1 pseudogene is annotated in these 1,354 nt (G+C 69.3%); it reads right to left on the bottom strand.

What is annotated here, in order from left to right:
- Nucleotides 1-197 precede the first annotated feature (197 nt).
- Nucleotides 198-1,085, bottom strand: a pseudogene (locus tag OSB71_RS24150) (ISAs1 family transposase); the annotation flags it as partial.
- Nucleotides 1,086-1,354: the final 269 nt, after the last annotated feature.

Genomic DNA, 1,354 nt, shown 5'->3' with positions numbered 1-1,354 from the left:
CAGGGCTTCGGCGTAGTCGTGTGACGCCCGGTTTGTGATCATGCGAGGCCGAGGAGTGCGAGCGGGCGGCGGGGGTCGCGGGCGTTGTGGCGGAGACCGGCCGCGATGTTCTTCGCTCCGGCTGCCCGGAGGGCTCCGATGGCGAGGTTGCGCCAGGTGGCCATCGCGCGGGGCGCGTTGCCGGTGCGCAACTGCGAGGCGTCCTCGGCGAAGGTGGTGTCGCGGACGTGGTGCAGGGCCTCGATCGTCCAGTGGTCGCGGACGAGGCGGGCGAGCTGGGCCGGGGTGGCCTGCTCGGCGGTCAGGCTGGTGACGGCGTAGACCGTCTTGAGGGTGGTCTTGCCGGTCTTGCGGTCGGTGCGCCGACGCTTGATCTGGACGGCCTGGCGGGCTCCGGGGAAGAAGAGGTTGTTCACGGTGGCGACCTTGATCCGGCGGATCTCGGAGCGGCCGTGGCCGGTTCCCCGGATGCGTCCCTGGAGCGGGATGTCCTTCCAGGGAAGGCACGTGAGCTGTCGGCGCAGCTTCTTCTGATTGCCCTTGACGATCACGATGTAGTGGGCGGCCCGGCCGAGGAGGTACTCGGCGTGTTCGCGCTGGGTGTGCATGGCGTCGCTGGTCACGACGACGTCTGCCAGGTCGGCGATGGTGCCCAGCAGTGGCTGGAAGCAGGTGATCTCGTTCGTCTTCTCTCCGACGTCCATCTGGGCCAGGACCAGGCCGGTGGCGTGTTCCAGTGCGGCGAGCAGGTGGATCTTGCGGCCGTTCGCTTTTGCCGCGCCGCGCAGGCTTTTGCCGTCCACTGCGAGGCCGCGCAGCCCGGTCGCCTTCGGACGACGGTCGGCGAGCCAGCGTCCGACTGCCCGGTCCAGCGCGTCGCCGTCGATGCGGGCCAGCAGTCGGCGGACCGTGGTCTCTGCGGGCAGCACCCGCCTGGGCAGAAGCGGATCAAGGTCCGCACCGACCTGCTCCAGCACGTCCCCAGGGGCATCGGCGATCCATTCGCCAACCGCCTGCAGCGAGGTCGCTCCGGCCAGCACCGCGCACGCGGTGAGAGCGAGCACGACTGTCAGGCGGTGGCGCACCCCGCGTGGGTCACGCGGGTCCGGCACTTCGGCCAGCCGTTCCAGCAGGCATGGGACCTCCTCGGGTCCGACCTGCGGATTCTCGCGCAGTTGGTCAAGGGCAGGTGGGATCAGAGATGATGCGTCGGCAGGCACGGTCTTCCACTTGGATCACGGGGCGTAGAGAACTCCATGATCTTGGAAGCCGTGCCTGTCACGTTCCGAGAGCACCGTCGCTGAGCTGACAGTCCGCCACGAACCGGGCGTCACGCGACTACGCCGAAGCCCTG

It is taken from the genome of Streptomyces marinisediminis (genome assembly GCF_026262575.1).
In the GTDB taxonomy this organism is placed as follows: Bacteria; Actinomycetota; Actinomycetes; order Streptomycetales; family Streptomycetaceae; genus Streptomyces; species Streptomyces marinisediminis.
This window is presented reverse-complemented; position numbering and strand designations above follow the sequence as displayed.